Below are 16,665 nucleotides of genomic sequence, written 5' to 3' on the forward strand. Positions count from 1 at the left end.
TGACAGTCTTTGTATTATCCATCCACTTGATCTTTAATTAATGGTTCATCAGGTTTCACAAAAAACCAAAGGGCAATAGCAATGATTACAAGTAAGGTCATCGAACGTAATATCGTTACCCAGCCTAAATAGTCCGCTAAAAATCCTGCTAATAACGGCCCTAACATCGCGCCGATGTTGCCCCATAAGTTCATCCAACCAGAAACTGTACCAGAAAAGTTACGCCCTAAATCCGTAGCTGAAACCCAGCTCATTACCATCGATAAGCCGACCCCACTTAGACAAAGTGACATCCAAAAGATATTGCCCACAAGCGTCGCAGATGAAATTGCAAAATTTAAAGAAACACCGAATACAATAAAGCCAAATATAGCAATTAAAGCACGTGCTGTAAAACGCGACTTGCCTGAGCTCAAAATTTTGTCAGAAATCGTACCACCTAGCATAATTAAAATAAACATACAGAACCAAGGAATACCTGCAATCTTACTCATCGTCATAGCGTCAATTTTAAACTGCTCAATTAAATATGTCGGTAACCAAATTAAAAATAAAGTAATGACAAATTGAACAATAAAATATTGTGCAGCAATAGCATAAAAACTAAAACGAGAAAAGAACATTCCCCATGGTGCAGATGATTTTTCAGTTTTCATAATATCTCGATTTTGTAGTATATATTGCTTTTCTGCTTCATTAACCATTTGATGATGTTCTGGTAAATCTTTTGCAATAATGCCCCATAAAATTGCAATCACGAAACCAACTGCCCCAAAGATGTAAAAAACAGCTTGCCAACCAAATGCATTATAGATGGTTACAGTTATAAATGGCGCTAATACCGGTCCAAAATATGATCCTGCTAACAACGCACTAGACGCACGCCCTTTTTCATTTTTACCAAACCAAAACGTATTGAAGACAGCGTTAGATGGAAACATTGGTGCTTCACCTACACCAAATAAAAATCGAATAAAAAATAAAAAGCCATGTTGTTTGACAATGCCCGTGAAAATTGTGAAAGCACTCCACCATACAAGTGCAATCGTTAACATTTTTTTCGGCCCGTATTTTTCAGCCAAAAATCCCGCTGGCACTTGCATTAACGCATAGCCAAGTGAGAAAAATGATGCAAGTAATGCAAACTGCCCTTTCGTTAAATCTAAATCTTTCATCATAGGACCTGCAATATAAGAAATGTTCGACCGGTCCATATAGGCAATGATACCGACTAGAAAGAAAATCCCTGCAAACATCCAACGTATATTTGTTTTCTTTTGACTCATAATTTTTGCCCCGCTTTCATAAAGATGCACGTCTGTCGTTTAAAATAGGTTGATATGCATCCTTCGACAAAGATGAACAGTCTTCAAAAGTAAGCACGCATCCCACTCATTCTTCCCGACATCTTTTGTCATAATAGAATTGATCTATGAATAGAATAATGCTCATGATAGATATTAATCCCTTCATATTACTATCTGAATATAGCATGTTAAGAAATCGGTTACAACATATTTTTCAGATTTTTCGATTTATTCAGAATATGGTTTGTAATAAAAAAGCGCAAGTGCCCGTTGTCATAGATGTAAGACTTCAAACACTTGCTTTTTCGAAATTTAGTTTTCTTCTATTTTACGATGACGATGTCTTTGTCCATGTAAAATACTATATAATAAAATACATATCAACATTAATATACCGGTACCTAAATACATCGTACGGTAACCGATAGATGGCACAATGATACCGATTAATGCCGGGCCAAAGCCAATACCGATATCCAATCCGATATAGAAAGTTGATGTCGCTAAGCCAACTTTATCTGGATCTGACATTTTCACTGCGACTACGTTACCTACAGCTGTCATACTTCCATATCCGATACCGACTAAAGCGCCAGAAACTAACAAACCCCATCCCGCATGCGCTGAAGCTAAAAGCAAGAGTCCTAAGCCAAAAAGTAACAAAGCAGGATACGCAATCCAGTTTTCATGATATTCATCTAAAATGTGGCCGACGATAGGTCGCGTCAAAATAGAAGTGATGGCATAACAAATAAAGTAATAACTTGCGACTTCAGTCAAATGGATTTGCTCTGCATATAATTGTAAAAATGATAAAACAGAGGCATAGCCTAAACCACAAATCAGTACAACAAATGCAATAGGAAGCGCGGGTAACGAGATGAACTGAGAAATATGGATTTTATGATGGACTTCATGTTTAGGCTCAATTTCAACTTTGACTTTCAAGAATAACGCGATGACAAATGCAGCTATCGCAATCACAAGACAAAATGTAAAAAGAACAAATGTTGGATAGAAATGCGCTAAATAGAGTCCTAAAAAGGGCCCTACTGCTGCACCTATCACTAGACTGAGACTAAACAAACTAATAGCTACACCGCGACGTTCCGGTGGTGAAATGAGCGGAACAATTGTCCCCGTTGCTGTCGTGGCAACCGCAAGCGCAAGACCATTTAAAAATCGAGTGATTAATAAAAGGGTCAAGCTCCCTTCAATAAAATAAAGACCTTGTGTCAAAATGAAAGAAATGAGACCCACGATTAATATTTTTTGTGGACCAATCTCATGAATATAGCGTCCTACGACAAACCGTCCAATGAGTGCACCTACAATGAATATCCCTGACACAAGTCCTGCCATACCTGCAGTCACATGGTATTGTTTGATCGAATACTGTGCGATTACCACAATGAGTAAATACATTGTTAAATAAACAAGAAAATTGACTACAAAATTTAATATATAATTTTTAAGAAATTGACTCCCCTTATCCGCAGTCATTCAAAATCCCCCTTCTAAAATGGTAAGCTAGGCTAACTAATAACCTGACTATTATATCGTTTTCGATGAGTTAAATCAACCTCTTGAAATGACTAAAAGCCCTATCAAAGTGCAAACTCAGTCAATTTGTGTGCTTTCTACGACTTGTTTAATGCCTTCTCAAAAATAATAAGGCATTTAGTTTAAACACTTTATCTTACATTCAGTTCATACATGAAGTATAGTCCTCACCTTCAAACAAGTCCGTTTAACTTCACAAAAGAATATGGTTTAATAGAATTGAAAACGCTTAAAATAAAATAATTGTGTCATTCATTAAGGATTGGGGCGATTGGACTAGAAAGCATTGATCCGGTCATGTTTTAAAAGCGATGATAAAGGACGCTTCACCTCGTCATTTTTAATCCAATGGCTTCATCCCCATGTATACATACGATGAATATTAAAGGAGTCAATACTATGTTATCTGATACAGAAAAAGAGCTAAAAAAGCAATATCTCGATTTGCTTGCTGAGAAATATGATTCTGAAGAAAAAGTAGCCACCGAGATTATCAGTCTCGAATCTATTTTAGAGCTTCCAAAAGGCACTGAGCATTTTGTCAGTGATTTACACGGTGAATTTCACGCCTTTCAACACGTATTACGAAACGGGTCTGGTAACGTACAAGCGAAGGTTCACGATATTTTTGACAATCGACTTGATCAAAAAACGATGAACGAATTGATTGCACTTGTTTATTATCCAGAAGAAAAGATAAAGCGAATTAGAGGCCAGTTTAACAGTAAAGCAGAACGTTATGAATGGTATGAAAAAACAATTCAACGCTTATTAGAAGTCATAACTTATACATCTTCAAAGTATACACGCTCTAAATTACGAAAAGCTTTGTCACCAGAGTATGTTTTTATTATTGAAGAGCTTTTATATAAAAGTAATAAATACAATAACAAAAAAGATTATTACGAAACGATTATTCGCCAAATCATTAAGTTAAACCAAGCCGAAAAGCTTATTATGAGTTTGGCCAATACCATTCAACGACTCGTGGTGGACCATTTACATGTAGTTGGTGATATTTATGACCGGGGACCTCATCCAGATAAAATCATTGATACGTTAATCGATTATCATTCCGTTGATATTCAATGGGGAAATCATGATGTTTTGTGGATGGGCGCCTATTCGGGGTCAAAAGTATGTTTAGCAAACCTTTTACGAATTTGTGCCCGTTATGATAATTTGGACATCATTGAAGATGCATATGGCATTAACTTGAGACCTTTATTGACGTTAGCTGAAAAATATTATGATGATAATCCCGCATTTCGTCCTAAAAAGCATCCTGAAAAGACACCGTCAGAATCTGAAAGACTACAAATCACTAAAATTCATCAAGCTATTACTATGATTCAATTTAAATTAGAGGCTCCAATTATTAAACGCCGTCCAGAATTCGAAATGGAGTCAAGATTACTATTGGATCGTGTTAATTATCAAGATAGAACAGTTGAAATAGAAGGTGTCGTATACCCTGTTGAAAATACATGTTTTAGAACCGTCGATCCAAGACAACCAAGTGCACTTCTTGAGGAAGAAAAAGAAGTGATTGATAAACTGTTAATCTCTTTCCAAGAATCTGAAAAATTGCGTCGTCATATTGACTTTCTAATGAAAAAAGGTAACCTTTATTTGCGTTATAATGGCAATCTTTTAATTCACGGTTGTATTCCTATTGACGAACAAGGTGAAATGGAAGGTATGGTCATTAATGGGCAATATGAATCAGGTCGCGCATTAGTGGATGAATTTGAAAAGCATGTTCATTATGCATATGAACAAAAAGACGAACACGATGACCTTTCTACCGATTTAGTTTGGTATTTATGGACAGGTAAATATTCTTCACTTTTTGGAAAGCGTGCAATGACAACATTTGAACGTTATTTCATTCAAGATAAAAAAACGCATAAAGAAAAGAAAAACCCATATTATCATTTGCGTGAAGATGAAGCTGTCGTCAAAAAAATGTTAAAAGAGTTTGATTTAGATCCAGAGCAAGGCCGAATTATTAATGGCCATACACCTGTAAAAGAACGTGATGGTGAGACACCTATCAAGGCCAATGGTAAAATGCTCGTCATCGATGGCGGCTTTTCAAAAGCCTATCAATCGACAACAGGAATTGCTGGTTATACTTTACTCTACAATTCATTTGGCATGCAGTTGGTGGCGCATCAGCAATTCAACTCAAAAGAAAATATGTTGGAAACTGGTGAAGATGAGTTATCAATACGACGTGTCGTGGATGAAGAGTTAGAACGTAAGCTTATTCGCGATACTAACAAAGGTGTAGAATTGCAGAAAGAAATCGACATGTTGAAAGCGCTCATGAACTATCGTTACATGAAAAAATCAACACATCGTTAATTAAATATATCGACTACGCATGCATAGACATTGATAATACAATCTTGATTTGAAATGTCTTTGGTTGGTTTTCATTGTTGGCAATTTTATCAGTTATCATACAAGTATGTGGGGCGAGACATCATTATGTCTTGCCCCTATTTTATTGCAAATAAAAGTGGTAATGTTCAAAAGAAAGGTGTAAAATTTGAGAGTGCGCATTGAAGTGGTTCAAAATGAAGTATGAAAACATGATGGATATCATATCAATTACAACCTTATTACGTAGGCAAGTTCGAAGTGGGTGTCGGTCGATTGTCAGCCCAAAATGCCTGCTATAGCATTTTTGTATAAAGACAGGATCCAGTTCTTTCCTCATTATCAAATAACTTTGACTAAACAACCAAATTGTTTCATTACTTCAAAGTGCTGTCTATATAAAACCAAAAATAATAACTATTTGATCTCAGAAATTTTTCATATGATAGATTGGAAATTCAAATCATATGACTAGAGCAAAATCGAACTTTTACACTATTTTACTTTTTAAATCGTGATGTATTATAATGTTGAAAGCGTTTACTTATGAAATGCGAATTATTGGAGGGAGAAATTTTGATTGATATTCTACAAAAACTCAATGCAATATTGTGGGGGGCACCGAGTTTAATTTTATTAACAGGGACAGGGTTATTTTTAACCCTCTTACTTAAAGGGATGCAATTTACAAAATTATTGCATGCATTTAAACTGGCATTCGTTCCAAATGAAAGTGATAAAGACAATGAAGGCGATATCAGTAACTTTAAAGCTTTAATGACATCACTCGCTGGAATGATAGGAAATGGGAATATCGCCGGTGTAGCAACTGCCGTCACTTTAGGTGGTCCCGGTGCCGTATTTTGGATGTGGGTTGTGGGCTTGCTGGGCATGACAACAAAATATGCGGAAGCTTTACTCGCAATGAAATACCGCGTTCAAAATGATAAAGGGGAATTTTCAAGTGGTCCGATGTATTACATAGAAAAGGGTCTTGGTCATCGCTTTAAATTTTTAGCGGTCGCTTTCGCTATATTCGGTGCGTTTGCAGCACTGGGTATTGGTAATAGCGTGCAATCAAATACGATTGCCGACGTCATGAAAAATAGCTTTAACGTGAGCGGCTTTGTGACCGGCATTGTTTTAGTGATACTCATCTCATTAATTATTTTTGGTGGTTTAAAGCGCATTAGCAATGTGGCAGGCTTTTTTGTTCCAATGATGGCCATTTTTTATATTGGCGCAGCCATCATCATTTTAATTCTCAATTACAATCAAATATTGCCATCATTTGGTTTAATTTTTCAATATGCATTTACACCCGTCTCCGCTGCAGGTGGCTTTTCAGGTATTTTAGTCATGCAAGCCGTTCAAAATGGGGTTTCTAAAGGGATTTTCTCCAACGAAGCAGGTTTGGGTACAGTCGCTTTAATCTCAGGAAATGCTAAAGCTGAAAAACCAGCCATTCAAGCGCTAGTCGCAATGACAGGAACTTTTATTGTAACGATTGTCGTTTGTACAATGACAGCACTCGTCCTTCTCGTTACAGGATTTTGGGATCCAACAGGTGGTGTACTTTCTGGTGTGCATCATGATGCAAGTTTAGAAGCCGGTGCACTTACAAGTAAAGCTTTTGGCGCAAGTTTAGGTTCGATGGGGGAATACGTTGTATCGCTATCGGTCATCTTTTTCGGCTTTTCAACGATTATTGCTTGGTTCGTCTATGGGGCAAAATGTTTTGAATATCTGTTCGGCGTAAAATATGTCATGTTTTATGGCATCATTTATGTCATCGCAACATTCATCGGTACAGTAGCTAACTTAAGAACTGTTTGGATGTTTGCAGATACAGCGAATGCTTTAATGATGATTCCAAACTTAATTGGTATTTTATTCTTATACAAAGTGATTAAAGAAGAAACAGATCTTTACTTTAAGCCGTCTGTACGTCAATATTCATAAAATAATACAAGTAGCTGGGATAGAAAGTCCAATAAATAGCGCTAAGATGATTTTTAATAGAAAATTATCTCAGCGCTATCTTTTTATGATAAAAACTTCGTATTGTATGACTTTGCTTTCCAAGGGGGCATCCTCTATACAAGCACATTCATAAAGTTAAGGTTATCAAAAATTTATGTCTCGAACTCTTCTTTTTATAGATATATTTGCGATTGGAAATGTGTCCCTTTCATACTTTCGTTTGATCCTACTTGAGAAGGGTATGGGTAAATTGAGGTGAAAAATCAATGAAACAAAAAGTTATTAATCAAATGAAACAAGTATTTGAAAAATCTCGTATCGGAGTTCTTTCTACTGCAGTTAACAATCAACCTAATAGTCGTTATATGATTTTTTATAATGACGACTTAGATTTATATACAAAAACAAGCCGTTCTTCTCAAAAAATTGAAGAATTAAAACAAAATCCAAAAGCACACGTATTACTCGGTTATGAAGAAGGATCTGGTCATCCTTATGTCGAAATCGATGGTACAATTGATATTATTACGAATTCAAAAGAAATAGATTGGTTATGGCAAGAACAAGATAAAACATTTTTTGATTCAAAAAATGATCCAGATTTAGTCGTTATCCGTGTCATCCCATCACATATCAAACTGCTAAACAGTGAAGATTTAGATACACCTTTCGAAATTGACGTCAGTGCCCTTTAATTCATTCGTGCAAATTAATGAGAGTGTGCTGATGAATCTGTCAGTTTTTGAATCATTAACCTATTCGGGAGCGGTTGAGGAAATGCTTTTATTTTCCGATTGTTCCCATTGTTATACTTTTGTTTATATAAAATGTCTTATCCTTATATAAAGTTGTATTCCACACAAAAGGCAGTATACAGAACTGCATGGCATCACATGCTTCTGTATACTGCCTTTGTACATTACGCGCCGTTAAGCTGTAATTGATACATCTTGTAATAAATGCCTTCTTGCGCAATTAAGGATTCATGTGTTCCTCTTTCTACAATTTCCCCTTTATTTAACACTAAAATTTGATCGGCATCTTGAATCGTCGATAAACGGTGCGCGATGGCAATCGTTGTTCGTCCAGTCCTCATACGATTGAGTGACTGTTGAATCGCTTCTTCCGTTTCCGAGTCAATATTCGCCGTCGCTTCATCAAGAATAAGCACTTTAGGTTGGATAGCCATCGTTCTTGCGAAAGCAATTAATTGACGTTGACCGCTTGAGAAAGCACTCCCCTTCTCAATCACTTCGTGGGCGTACCCATTTTTCAATTGACGAATAAATTCATCTGCGTGTACAAATTGAGCTGCTGCTTCTATTTCTTCTTGTGTCATCGTCGGATGATATAACTTAATATTAGAAGCGACCGTTCCATAAAACATAAATGGATCTTGCAACACAAGTCCGATATTACGTTTTAATTGTGCCGGCGGAAAATCCTTAATAGATTGCCCGTCAATTAAAATTTCACCACGGTTAAATTCATAAAAGCGCATAAATAAATTAATGATAGAACTTTTACCGGAACCTGTATGCCCTACTAGAGCTACTGTTTGGCCAGGCTCCACTGTGAATGAAATATTTTTAAGTACATCATGTTGACCATCATAACTAAATGAAACATCTTTAAATTCAATTTTTCCTTCTTTAATTTCACCTTGACTTTGCACATTTTGTAACGGCGCTAAAGTGGGATCGTCCATCATTTTGAAAACACGACTAGCTGAAACAATGGCTTGTTGGAAAATATTTAAATTTTGACTCACTTGGTTGACAGGTTCAAAGAAACGTTGCATATATTGAATAAATGCATACACTACCCCTGCTGTGACAGTTGTTGAAAAACTTAAAATACCGAAATACGCTAATATCACAACGATTGCAAATGTTGATAACATCGTAATCGCAGGTCGTAATAATAGACCGTCTAAACGTATTGTCTTAATTGAATATTGATAATGTGATGCATTAATAGCTTCGAATTCATTTCGTAAACGTCGCTCTTGATTAAACACTTGGATGATTTTCATACCTTCTATAGATTCACCGAGTTTGGCATTTAAATCAGATAAGCGCTGACGTGTTTCATAGAAATAAATGGATGCATATTTCCGATATATTGCGAGCACAACGATTACAATCGGAATAAACAACATTGCGAAAAATGCCATTCGAATATCTAAGACAAACATCATGACAAAACTTGCGATAATCATGAAGAATGCAATTAAAAAGGAAGAGAGCACACCTGTGAACATTTCGACAATTGCCTCAGTATCATTTGTTAAACGCGAAACAATGCTCCCACTCGGCGTTTCATCAAAAAATTTCATTCCTAATTGACTGATATTATGAAAAGCATCAATTCGCAGTTGTTGAATGACTTTAAATGCTAGATATTGTAAGTAATAAATACTTAAATACGTAGTGACTGCTCCTATTAATTCAACTGCAACAAAAACGACTAACAAAATCGTAATTTCATTTCTTGGAAAATGTTGCGGTGTTAAATATTGGTCAATAAACATTTTGACAAGATAAGGAATAGACATACTTGCCATCGTTGAAAAAGTGAGCATTGCTAAAGTTAGGAAGATTAACTTTTTAAATGGAAATGTATAACGAATGAGTCGCATTAAAGTCTGAGTTTGTTCTTTCGTTGTCAATTGAGATTTGACGTCTTGCTGCATCATTTTCGCTCACCTCCATCAACTTCACTTTCTAAATCACGGGTAAGACGACTTTGCATCGCTTGTGAACGGTACGTCTCCGCATACCAACCCTCTTTTGCCATAAGCTGTTCATGTGTTCCGCGTTCAATGATAGTGCCATGTCTCATTACAATGATCATATCTGCATGCATAACAGCACTCATACGGTGCGCCGTAATAATATTCGTTTTATCTTGACGTTCTTGTTTCAAATTGTTCAAAATAGCTGTTTCAGTTTCTGCATCAACAGCAGATAAAGCATCATCTAAAATTAAAATTTGTGGCTCCGTCATTAATGCCCGTGCAATGGAAATCCGCTGCTTTTGTCCGCCTGATAATGAAACGCCTCGCTCTCCGACAACGGTGTCATAACCTTCAGGCAAACTTGAGATGTCTTGATGAATATGACTCATCGCACTTGCATGAAAGACCCTTTCATCCGCAACATCCGGTTGACTAAATGCGATGTTCCCACGAATGGTTGATGAAAATAGAAAATGTTCTTGTGGCACGTAGCCGAACTGACCTCTAAGTTTGTTAATTTCATAATCACGGATAGGTCGTCCGCCATATTGAATATCTTCGGGCTGTTTGGTATCAAACTCACGCAGTAAAAGACGTAATAATAAACTTTTACCTGAACCTGTATGTCCAACAATCCCTAACGTCATTCCTTGTTTAATTTGGAAATGAACATCTTTTAAGTCTGGTTCTGTTTCACCTTTAAATTCGAACGTATCAATATTGAAATCAATATCACCTTCAGGAACTGACGATGTTTGAGATGTCGTCACAATATCACTTTGTACACTTTCTATTTTGCGTATCCGGTCATAAGATGCTGATCCTCTTTGAACGATATTAAAGAAAAACCCAAGCGCTAATAACGGCCAAACAAGCATGCCTAAATAAGTCGTGAATGTAATGAGTTGACCAATAGTGATGGACTCATGAATCACCATCAATGCTCCAAAGACCACACTTAAAAGGTAGCTTGCACCAATTACCAATTCAATTGTAGGATCGAAAAGCGCATCAATTTTGGATACAACTAAGTTTTTAGCCACGACACGGTCACTCAATTGTCGAAAATCCGTTTCGTCCGCTTGTTCATAACCAAAAGATTTTGTCACTTTGACCCCTGCGATACTTTCTTGCGTTTTATCATTTAATTGACTAAAAGCCCCTTGTGCTTCTTTAAAACCCTTATGCAACAAATGGCCGTAATAACTCGTCAATATCACCAATAATGGTAAAGGAATCATCATAATGAGTGTCAGTTTAGGACTAATGGTCACACACATCATTATTAAAGTGATGCCACCCGTTATGACTGCTTCAGATATCGTAAACACACCGATACCCGCAGTGTTTTGCACCGCTCGAATATCATTTGTCGCATGCGCCATTAAATCACCTGTACGGTAATTTTGGTAAAATGATGGACTCATATTCGTATATTTTTCATAAAGTTGATTTCTCAAAATGCTCCCTAATTTTGCACTTGCGCCAAAAAATCGCGTACGCAAAAAATAACGTAACGCATAAACTGCTAAACCGACGATAAAGATAATCACAAGATACATTGTTAAATTTTGAGGTGTCAACGTGTGCTGTGCGATATGATCTATCACAAAACCTATAATTTGCGGTGGAATCAAGCTACATAAAGCTGTAATAACTAAAGCAATCAAGGCGCTTATATAGCGCCATTTTTCTTGCTTGAAAAACCACCCGAGTTGCTTAAAAACTTTCATGTTGCCACCTACTCTTTCTAAGCACAGACTGTACTTTCATATTTATTTGTATAAGAACAATAGCATCGACACGTTTTTACTGTATTCTATTCAAACGATGCACGCCTCATCGTTAAAACAACATTAAATTCATTTTACGAAACACGCACGTCTCTTCTGTTCCCTATTCTGGGGCGCGTGAGTAAGAGCTACATCAACCTGTATACAAGTGTCGCATATATAATCTGGATAGCTACTATTCTATTGTTTGTCTAAAGTTAATAGATTAAGGAATCTCTATCCCAATCTATAACGTGAATGATCAAAGCGATGGTTACGCGCTTTTAAACTATTATTGACACAAGCGCTCGACGCAATCTGCTTTAATTCTTATCTACATCCTACATGTTTTCTCCCCTTTCTAAAGCTATGCTTCGTGTTGTGATAAGTCCTTCACTCGCCGCTCAAATAAATTAGACACACTTTATTTATGCTTTTATACTTTATTGAAAAGCTCTACATTTAAAAGTGACGTCGTATCCCTTAATTTTTCTTACTTCTCTAACTTTCATATTTTTACTAAGTCCTCTTATTATAGCACGCTGCCTTTTTACACTTTTCATTTTCTGCTCATCATTCATCCTGCCTCCCCCCTCCCACTACGTTTAAATGTCAAAATATTTCGATAATATTTTAAACTATTTTATCATACTTTATCTCACCCAACATAACGGCCTCGTATTTATTGCTTTATTTTTAGAAAACACAATCTGTACTGATTATTATGAATCATCCATAGGCTAGAATTTTAGTCGGGAAATAATGAGATATTTACCATTGAGACGCATAAAAGTTATCACTTTCTTTAAAAACGAATGATAAACAAAGCAAAGATAAGTTGGTTGAAAAATTGGTAACATAGCACCAAAACGGATAGGGCTACACAACTTTATTGTTCATATGTTAAGCTAATAAAAAAGAGAGGAAATGAGGTAACAACATGACAAAATTCGATCATGTGCGTCCACCGCAACATTTTGCACGTCATCACAAAACACTCATTGTCATTAAGCATTATGCTTTCACGTGTGATAATCGTGTTTATTTTTCTGATACACGCTATGTAGATTTAGAACAACATACGTATCAACTAGAGGTTGAACTATGGTCAAAAACAGATGATCAAGGGATGGCTGTGGACTTTAAAGAAATCGATGCTGTCTATAATCACTATTTAGCGCCTAAACTTGAAGGACAGTTGATTAACGATACATTACCTGAAATGAACACCACTGTAGAAAATATTGCCCATTGGATTTGGCAACAATTCCATGCGCACCTACCAGAAGGCGTCTCATTGAATACAATTACATTATTTGAAACACCTGATCAAGGCACAAAATTAACACGAAATATTATGGCCCAATAAGTAGACTGAATCACGCGCGAATCTCGCCACTATCTATAAAGTATTTAAATGCAACAGCACCCCCATCTTCTCATCATTTTGAAAAGGTGGGGGTGTTGACGTTCTGTATCGTTAGTTAATGTTCTATTTCGAATATTGTTTTAATGGTTTCGAATAATTCTTCTTCGGTCATCACAATATGGTCAGGGTTGTATTGTTGATGCGTCATAGGACGATTTCGACGATTAAACCAAATACTATGCCAACCTGCATCAATGGCACCGATGACATCATTGTCAAAATGATCTCCGATATAATAAATTTCATGCGGGGCAACCTCTAACTTCTGCTCGACAACTTTAAAAATACCTCGTTCTGGTTTCGATAGACCGAAATCTGCGGAGATAAATTGATGTGACTCAGGAATAAAAGCATCTAGTTTTAATGCTTCTAGTTTACGGCGTTGACGATCAGATTCACCATTTGTCAAAATGCCTAATTCAACTTGTTGAGACGTTAAAAAGTCGAGAATTTGTGTCATCGTCTCAGATAAGTTGATATGTTGTTGAGCGGCTTCATAATCCTGTTGAAACGCAATAGCCATGTGCTCTGGTAAATCAATATCAAAATCATGTACTGCTTGTGTGATGCGCGCAATATGCATCGATTTCAGTGATAATTCACCGAGTTGTGTCGCTTCAAATAATGCATCACTATAAATTCTAAAGTGGCGATACAATGTCTCTGCACCAATATCGCTATCTGCAAAATGACGATAATATGCAAATTCAAAAGCTTCCAATTGATTGTACAGCGTGTCATCTAAATCAAATAGTATGACCTTCATCATCCAATACACCCCCTATAATCGTAGCAATTCAATCAGTATATCTTTGTGAGATTATTATATAATTTCCACATCGTCATGAACAGTTTTTCAAACCGTTTAACCCTTTTATTTGTTCAATAAAATGATTAAACAACAGGATTATGTTTCTTACGAATCAAGAGCCGCTTTAATTGTTTTTAAATACACTTTTGTCTTGTCGATTCCCTCTTCTTTAAAGCGTCTCACAATTTCACTACCGATAATAACACCATCTGCCACTTCTATAATTTCACGCACGTGTTCAGGTGTTCGTATTCCAAAACCGGCAAACACAGGAACTTTACTCTGTGCTTTAACATCTAAAATATTGTTTTTGAGTTCAGGATGAAAATGACCATTTTGCCCTGTCACTTGATTCATTGTAATTGTATAGATAAATCCTTCCGCAGACGCTGCGATCCGTTTACGTCGTGAAGCTGCGGCTGTCATCGCAATTAAGGAAATGAATTGTAACTGACGCTCTGGATGACGCGCTTTGAGTTGTTCTACATATTCAAAAGGCAAATCTGGAATAATAAGGCCTTTCACACCTGCTGCTTCGGCATCTTTTATAAAAGCCGCTTCACCATACGTTTCGATGGTGTGATAATATGTCATTAAAATGGTGCGTGTCTGTAATTCATGCTGTACCGCTTTTAATTGGCTTAAAATTTTCTGTGCTGTCATACCCGCTTTAATAGCAGCTTGGCCTGCTTCCATAATGACAGGACCATCAGCGACAGGATCAGAAAATGGAATACCTATTTCAACATAATCAGCGCCTATTTCATCTAAAGCTTTAAGTTCGTCAATAAACTGAGGGCCACCCATAATATAAGCGACAAATTGCTTCGTAGTCATTATTAACGCTCCCTTTCTTCAAGATAATTTTTGATTGTTTCCATATCTTTGTCACCTCGACCTGAAATTGTAACTACAAGGACTTCTTCTTTATCCATTTTAGGGGCAAGTTTTTCTACATAGCTTAATGCATGTGCACTTTCAATTGCTGGAATAATCCCTTCAGCTTGCGTGAAACGAACTAATGCGTCCATAGCTTCTCTGTCATCTGCCGTCACATAGTCAACACGACCGATATCGTGATAATAACTGTGCTCAGGTCCGACACCAGGATAATCTAACCCCGCTGAGATCGAGTGCGCTAATTTAATTTGATGCTGTTCATCTTGAATAAGATACATTTTTGTGCCATGCAACACACCTTTACTTCCTTTATTGATGGCTAGCGCATGACGATCTGTATCCGCGCCTTCTCCAGCTGCTTCCACACCGTACAGTTTAACCGCTTCATCATTGACGAAAGGGTAGAAAGTCCCTATCGCATTAGAACCGCCACCGACACAAGCTACAATCGCATCAGGTAATCGTTGTTCTTTTTCATGAAGTTGCGCTTTAATTTCATCACCAATCACACGTTGAAAATCTCGTACCATTGTTGGAAATGGGTCTGGACCAAGCGCCGAACCTAATAGATAATGTGTATCCTCAACATGCGCCACCCAATATTGTAATGCTTTATTGACAGCATCCGATAACGTCCCTTGCCCATCTGTCACAGGCACAACTTTAGCCCCTAATAATTCCATACGAAATACATTTAACTGTTGTCGACGGATATCCTCTTCTCCCATAAAAACAACCAGTTCCATATCAAATAACGCTGCAACGGTTGCACTGGCTACACCATGTTGTCCTGCGCCTGTCTCAGCTACTAATTTCTTTTTGCCCATTCTTTTCGCTAGAAGCGCTTGTCCAAGTGCGTTATTAATTTTATGTGCGCCCGTATGATTTAAATCTTCACGCTTAAGATAAATTTTAGCGCCACCGAGTTGTTCAGTATAAGATGCCGCATAAGTTAATGGCGATTCACGCCCTACATAATGTCTTAAATAGTCATGATACATGGCTTGAAATGCGTCATCTTGCTTCGCCTCTATGTAGGCTTTCTTGAGTTCATCTATTGCTGGCATCAGTGTTTCTGGTACGTACTTGCCACCATATTCTCCAAAGAATCCATTTTCATCTACTTCTAATTGAATATGTTTCATCTTATTGCTCCTTTCATAATTGCACACATCTGTTTCATTTTGATTGGATCTTTAATGCCTTTGTCTCTTTCGATACCACTCGCAATATCGATTCCGTGAATGTGTATATGTGTTTTTAATAATTGTGCTAAATTTTGTGTATTCAATCCTCCAGCAATCATGTACTTTGTTTCGGGCAAGTCATTTAAATATGACCAATCAAACACTTCCCCTGTTCCACCAAAATGTTGTGATGGCGTATCAATCAAAATTTTGTCAACAGCATCACGATACGACATTATATGAGAACGCAATATGTCGTCAGCAGGAAGCGCTTTGAACACTTGTATATGTGGATAGTACGCTTTAAATATACGTAAAGTCTCCACAGATTCATCTCCATGAAATTGAAGGGTGTTAATATTCGTCTGTTCAACGATATTTTGCAAAGTTTGCATTGAAGCATTTACAGTAACAGCCACGCGGTCAATGTCATCGGGCACTTGCTTTGAAAGGCTGTGCAATGTTTCTAGATTAACGTACCGTGCACTTTTAGGATAAGTAATAAAACCGATTGCAGATACATCACATTGAATCGCAGCTTCAATATCTTGTTGTCTCGTAAAACCACAATATTTTAAATACATA

At 36.9% G+C, this 16,665-nt stretch carries 13 protein-coding genes; 4 read left to right on the forward strand and 9 right to left on the reverse strand.

Annotated features, from left to right (window positions below; all coding sequences use genetic code 11):
• Positions 1-14: 14 nt before the first annotated feature.
• Together C1H58_RS02735 and C1H58_RS02740 are read right to left on the reverse strand one after the other, a co-directional pair.
• Positions 15-1,286, reverse strand: a complete 1,272-nt coding sequence (locus C1H58_RS02735; RefSeq protein WP_165545242.1) for a pyruvate MFS transporter — start codon at positions 1,284-1,286, stop codon at positions 15-17.
• Positions 1,287-1,619: 333 nt separating this feature from the next.
• Positions 1,620-2,810: an MFS transporter gene (locus C1H58_RS02740; RefSeq protein WP_165545243.1), complete on the reverse strand. Its 1,191-nt coding sequence runs from the start codon at positions 2,808-2,810 to the stop codon at positions 1,620-1,622.
• Positions 2,811-3,269: 459 nt separating this feature from the next.
• On the opposite strand from C1H58_RS02740, the gene C1H58_RS02745 reads away from it, so the two are divergent.
• The 3 genes from C1H58_RS02745 (at position 3,270) to C1H58_RS02755 (ending at position 7,936) form a co-directional block, all read left to right on the forward strand.
• Positions 3,270-5,240 carry a fructose-bisphosphatase class III gene (locus tag C1H58_RS02745; protein WP_050329988.1) on the forward strand — a complete coding sequence of 657 codons (1,971 nt, stop codon included), beginning with the start codon at positions 3,270-3,272 and terminating at the stop codon, positions 5,238-5,240.
• 594 nt (positions 5,241-5,834) lie between these two features.
• A complete protein-coding gene (locus C1H58_RS02750) occupies positions 5,835-7,220 on the forward strand; it encodes an alanine/glycine:cation symporter family protein (protein WP_165545244.1) in 1,386 nt (461 codons plus the stop codon).
• A gap of 287 nt (positions 7,221-7,507) precedes the next feature.
• Entirely contained in the window at positions 7,508-7,936 is a 429-nt protein-coding gene (locus C1H58_RS02755; protein WP_050345201.1) for a pyridoxamine 5'-phosphate oxidase family protein, read from the forward strand.
• A 224-nt stretch (positions 7,937-8,160) separates the two neighbouring features.
• Here the strand turns inward: C1H58_RS02755 and C1H58_RS02760 are convergent, their stop codons facing one another.
• The 3 genes from C1H58_RS02760 to C1H58_RS02770 all read right to left on the reverse strand — a co-directional run bounded on the left by C1H58_RS02760 (position 8,161) and on the right by C1H58_RS02770 (position 12,334).
• Positions 8,161-9,939 (reverse strand): ABC transporter ATP-binding protein, encoded by a 1,779-nt coding sequence (locus tag C1H58_RS02760; RefSeq protein ID WP_207554609.1) that lies wholly within the window; start codon positions 9,937-9,939, stop codon positions 8,161-8,163.
• Entirely contained in the window at positions 9,936-11,714 is a 1,779-nt protein-coding gene (locus tag C1H58_RS02765; protein WP_165545245.1) for an ABC transporter transmembrane domain-containing protein, read from the reverse strand. The genes C1H58_RS02760 and C1H58_RS02765 overlap by 4 nt, the downstream gene beginning before the upstream one ends.
• Before the next feature lie 482 nt (positions 11,715-12,196).
• Positions 12,197-12,334 (reverse strand): hypothetical protein, encoded by a 138-nt coding sequence (locus tag C1H58_RS02770; RefSeq protein WP_165545246.1) that lies wholly within the window; start codon positions 12,332-12,334, stop codon positions 12,197-12,199.
• A 359-nt stretch (positions 12,335-12,693) separates the two neighbouring features.
• On the opposite strand from C1H58_RS02770, the gene C1H58_RS02775 reads away from it, so the two are divergent.
• A complete protein-coding gene (locus C1H58_RS02775; protein WP_165545247.1) occupies positions 12,694-13,122 on the forward strand; it encodes a 6-pyruvoyl trahydropterin synthase family protein in 429 nt (142 codons plus the stop codon).
• Between the two features lie 115 nt (positions 13,123-13,237).
• On the opposite strand, the gene C1H58_RS02780 is transcribed toward C1H58_RS02775, so the two are convergent.
• The 4 genes from C1H58_RS02780 to trpF form a co-directional block, all read right to left on the reverse strand.
• A complete protein-coding gene (locus tag C1H58_RS02780) occupies positions 13,238-13,951 on the reverse strand; it encodes an HAD family hydrolase (protein ID WP_165545248.1) in 714 nt (237 codons plus the stop codon).
• Positions 13,952-14,098: 147 nt separating this feature from the next.
• Positions 14,099-14,830, reverse strand: coding sequence for a tryptophan synthase subunit alpha (trpA, locus tag C1H58_RS02785; RefSeq protein WP_050329980.1), 732 nt, complete (start codon positions 14,828-14,830; stop codon positions 14,099-14,101).
• Between the two features lie 2 nt (positions 14,831-14,832).
• Positions 14,833-16,038, reverse strand: a complete 1,206-nt coding sequence (gene trpB / locus C1H58_RS02790) for a tryptophan synthase subunit beta (protein WP_165545249.1) — start codon at positions 16,036-16,038, stop codon at positions 14,833-14,835.
• Entirely contained in the window at positions 16,035-16,664 is a 630-nt protein-coding gene (gene trpF, locus C1H58_RS02795; protein WP_165545250.1) for a phosphoribosylanthranilate isomerase, read from the reverse strand. The genes trpB and trpF overlap by 4 nt, the downstream gene beginning before the upstream one ends.
• Position 16,665: the final 1 nt, after the last annotated feature.

The organism is Staphylococcus sp. 191, from assembly GCF_011174885.1.
GTDB classification, from domain to species: domain Bacteria; phylum Bacillota; class Bacilli; order Staphylococcales; family Staphylococcaceae; genus Staphylococcus; species Staphylococcus coagulans.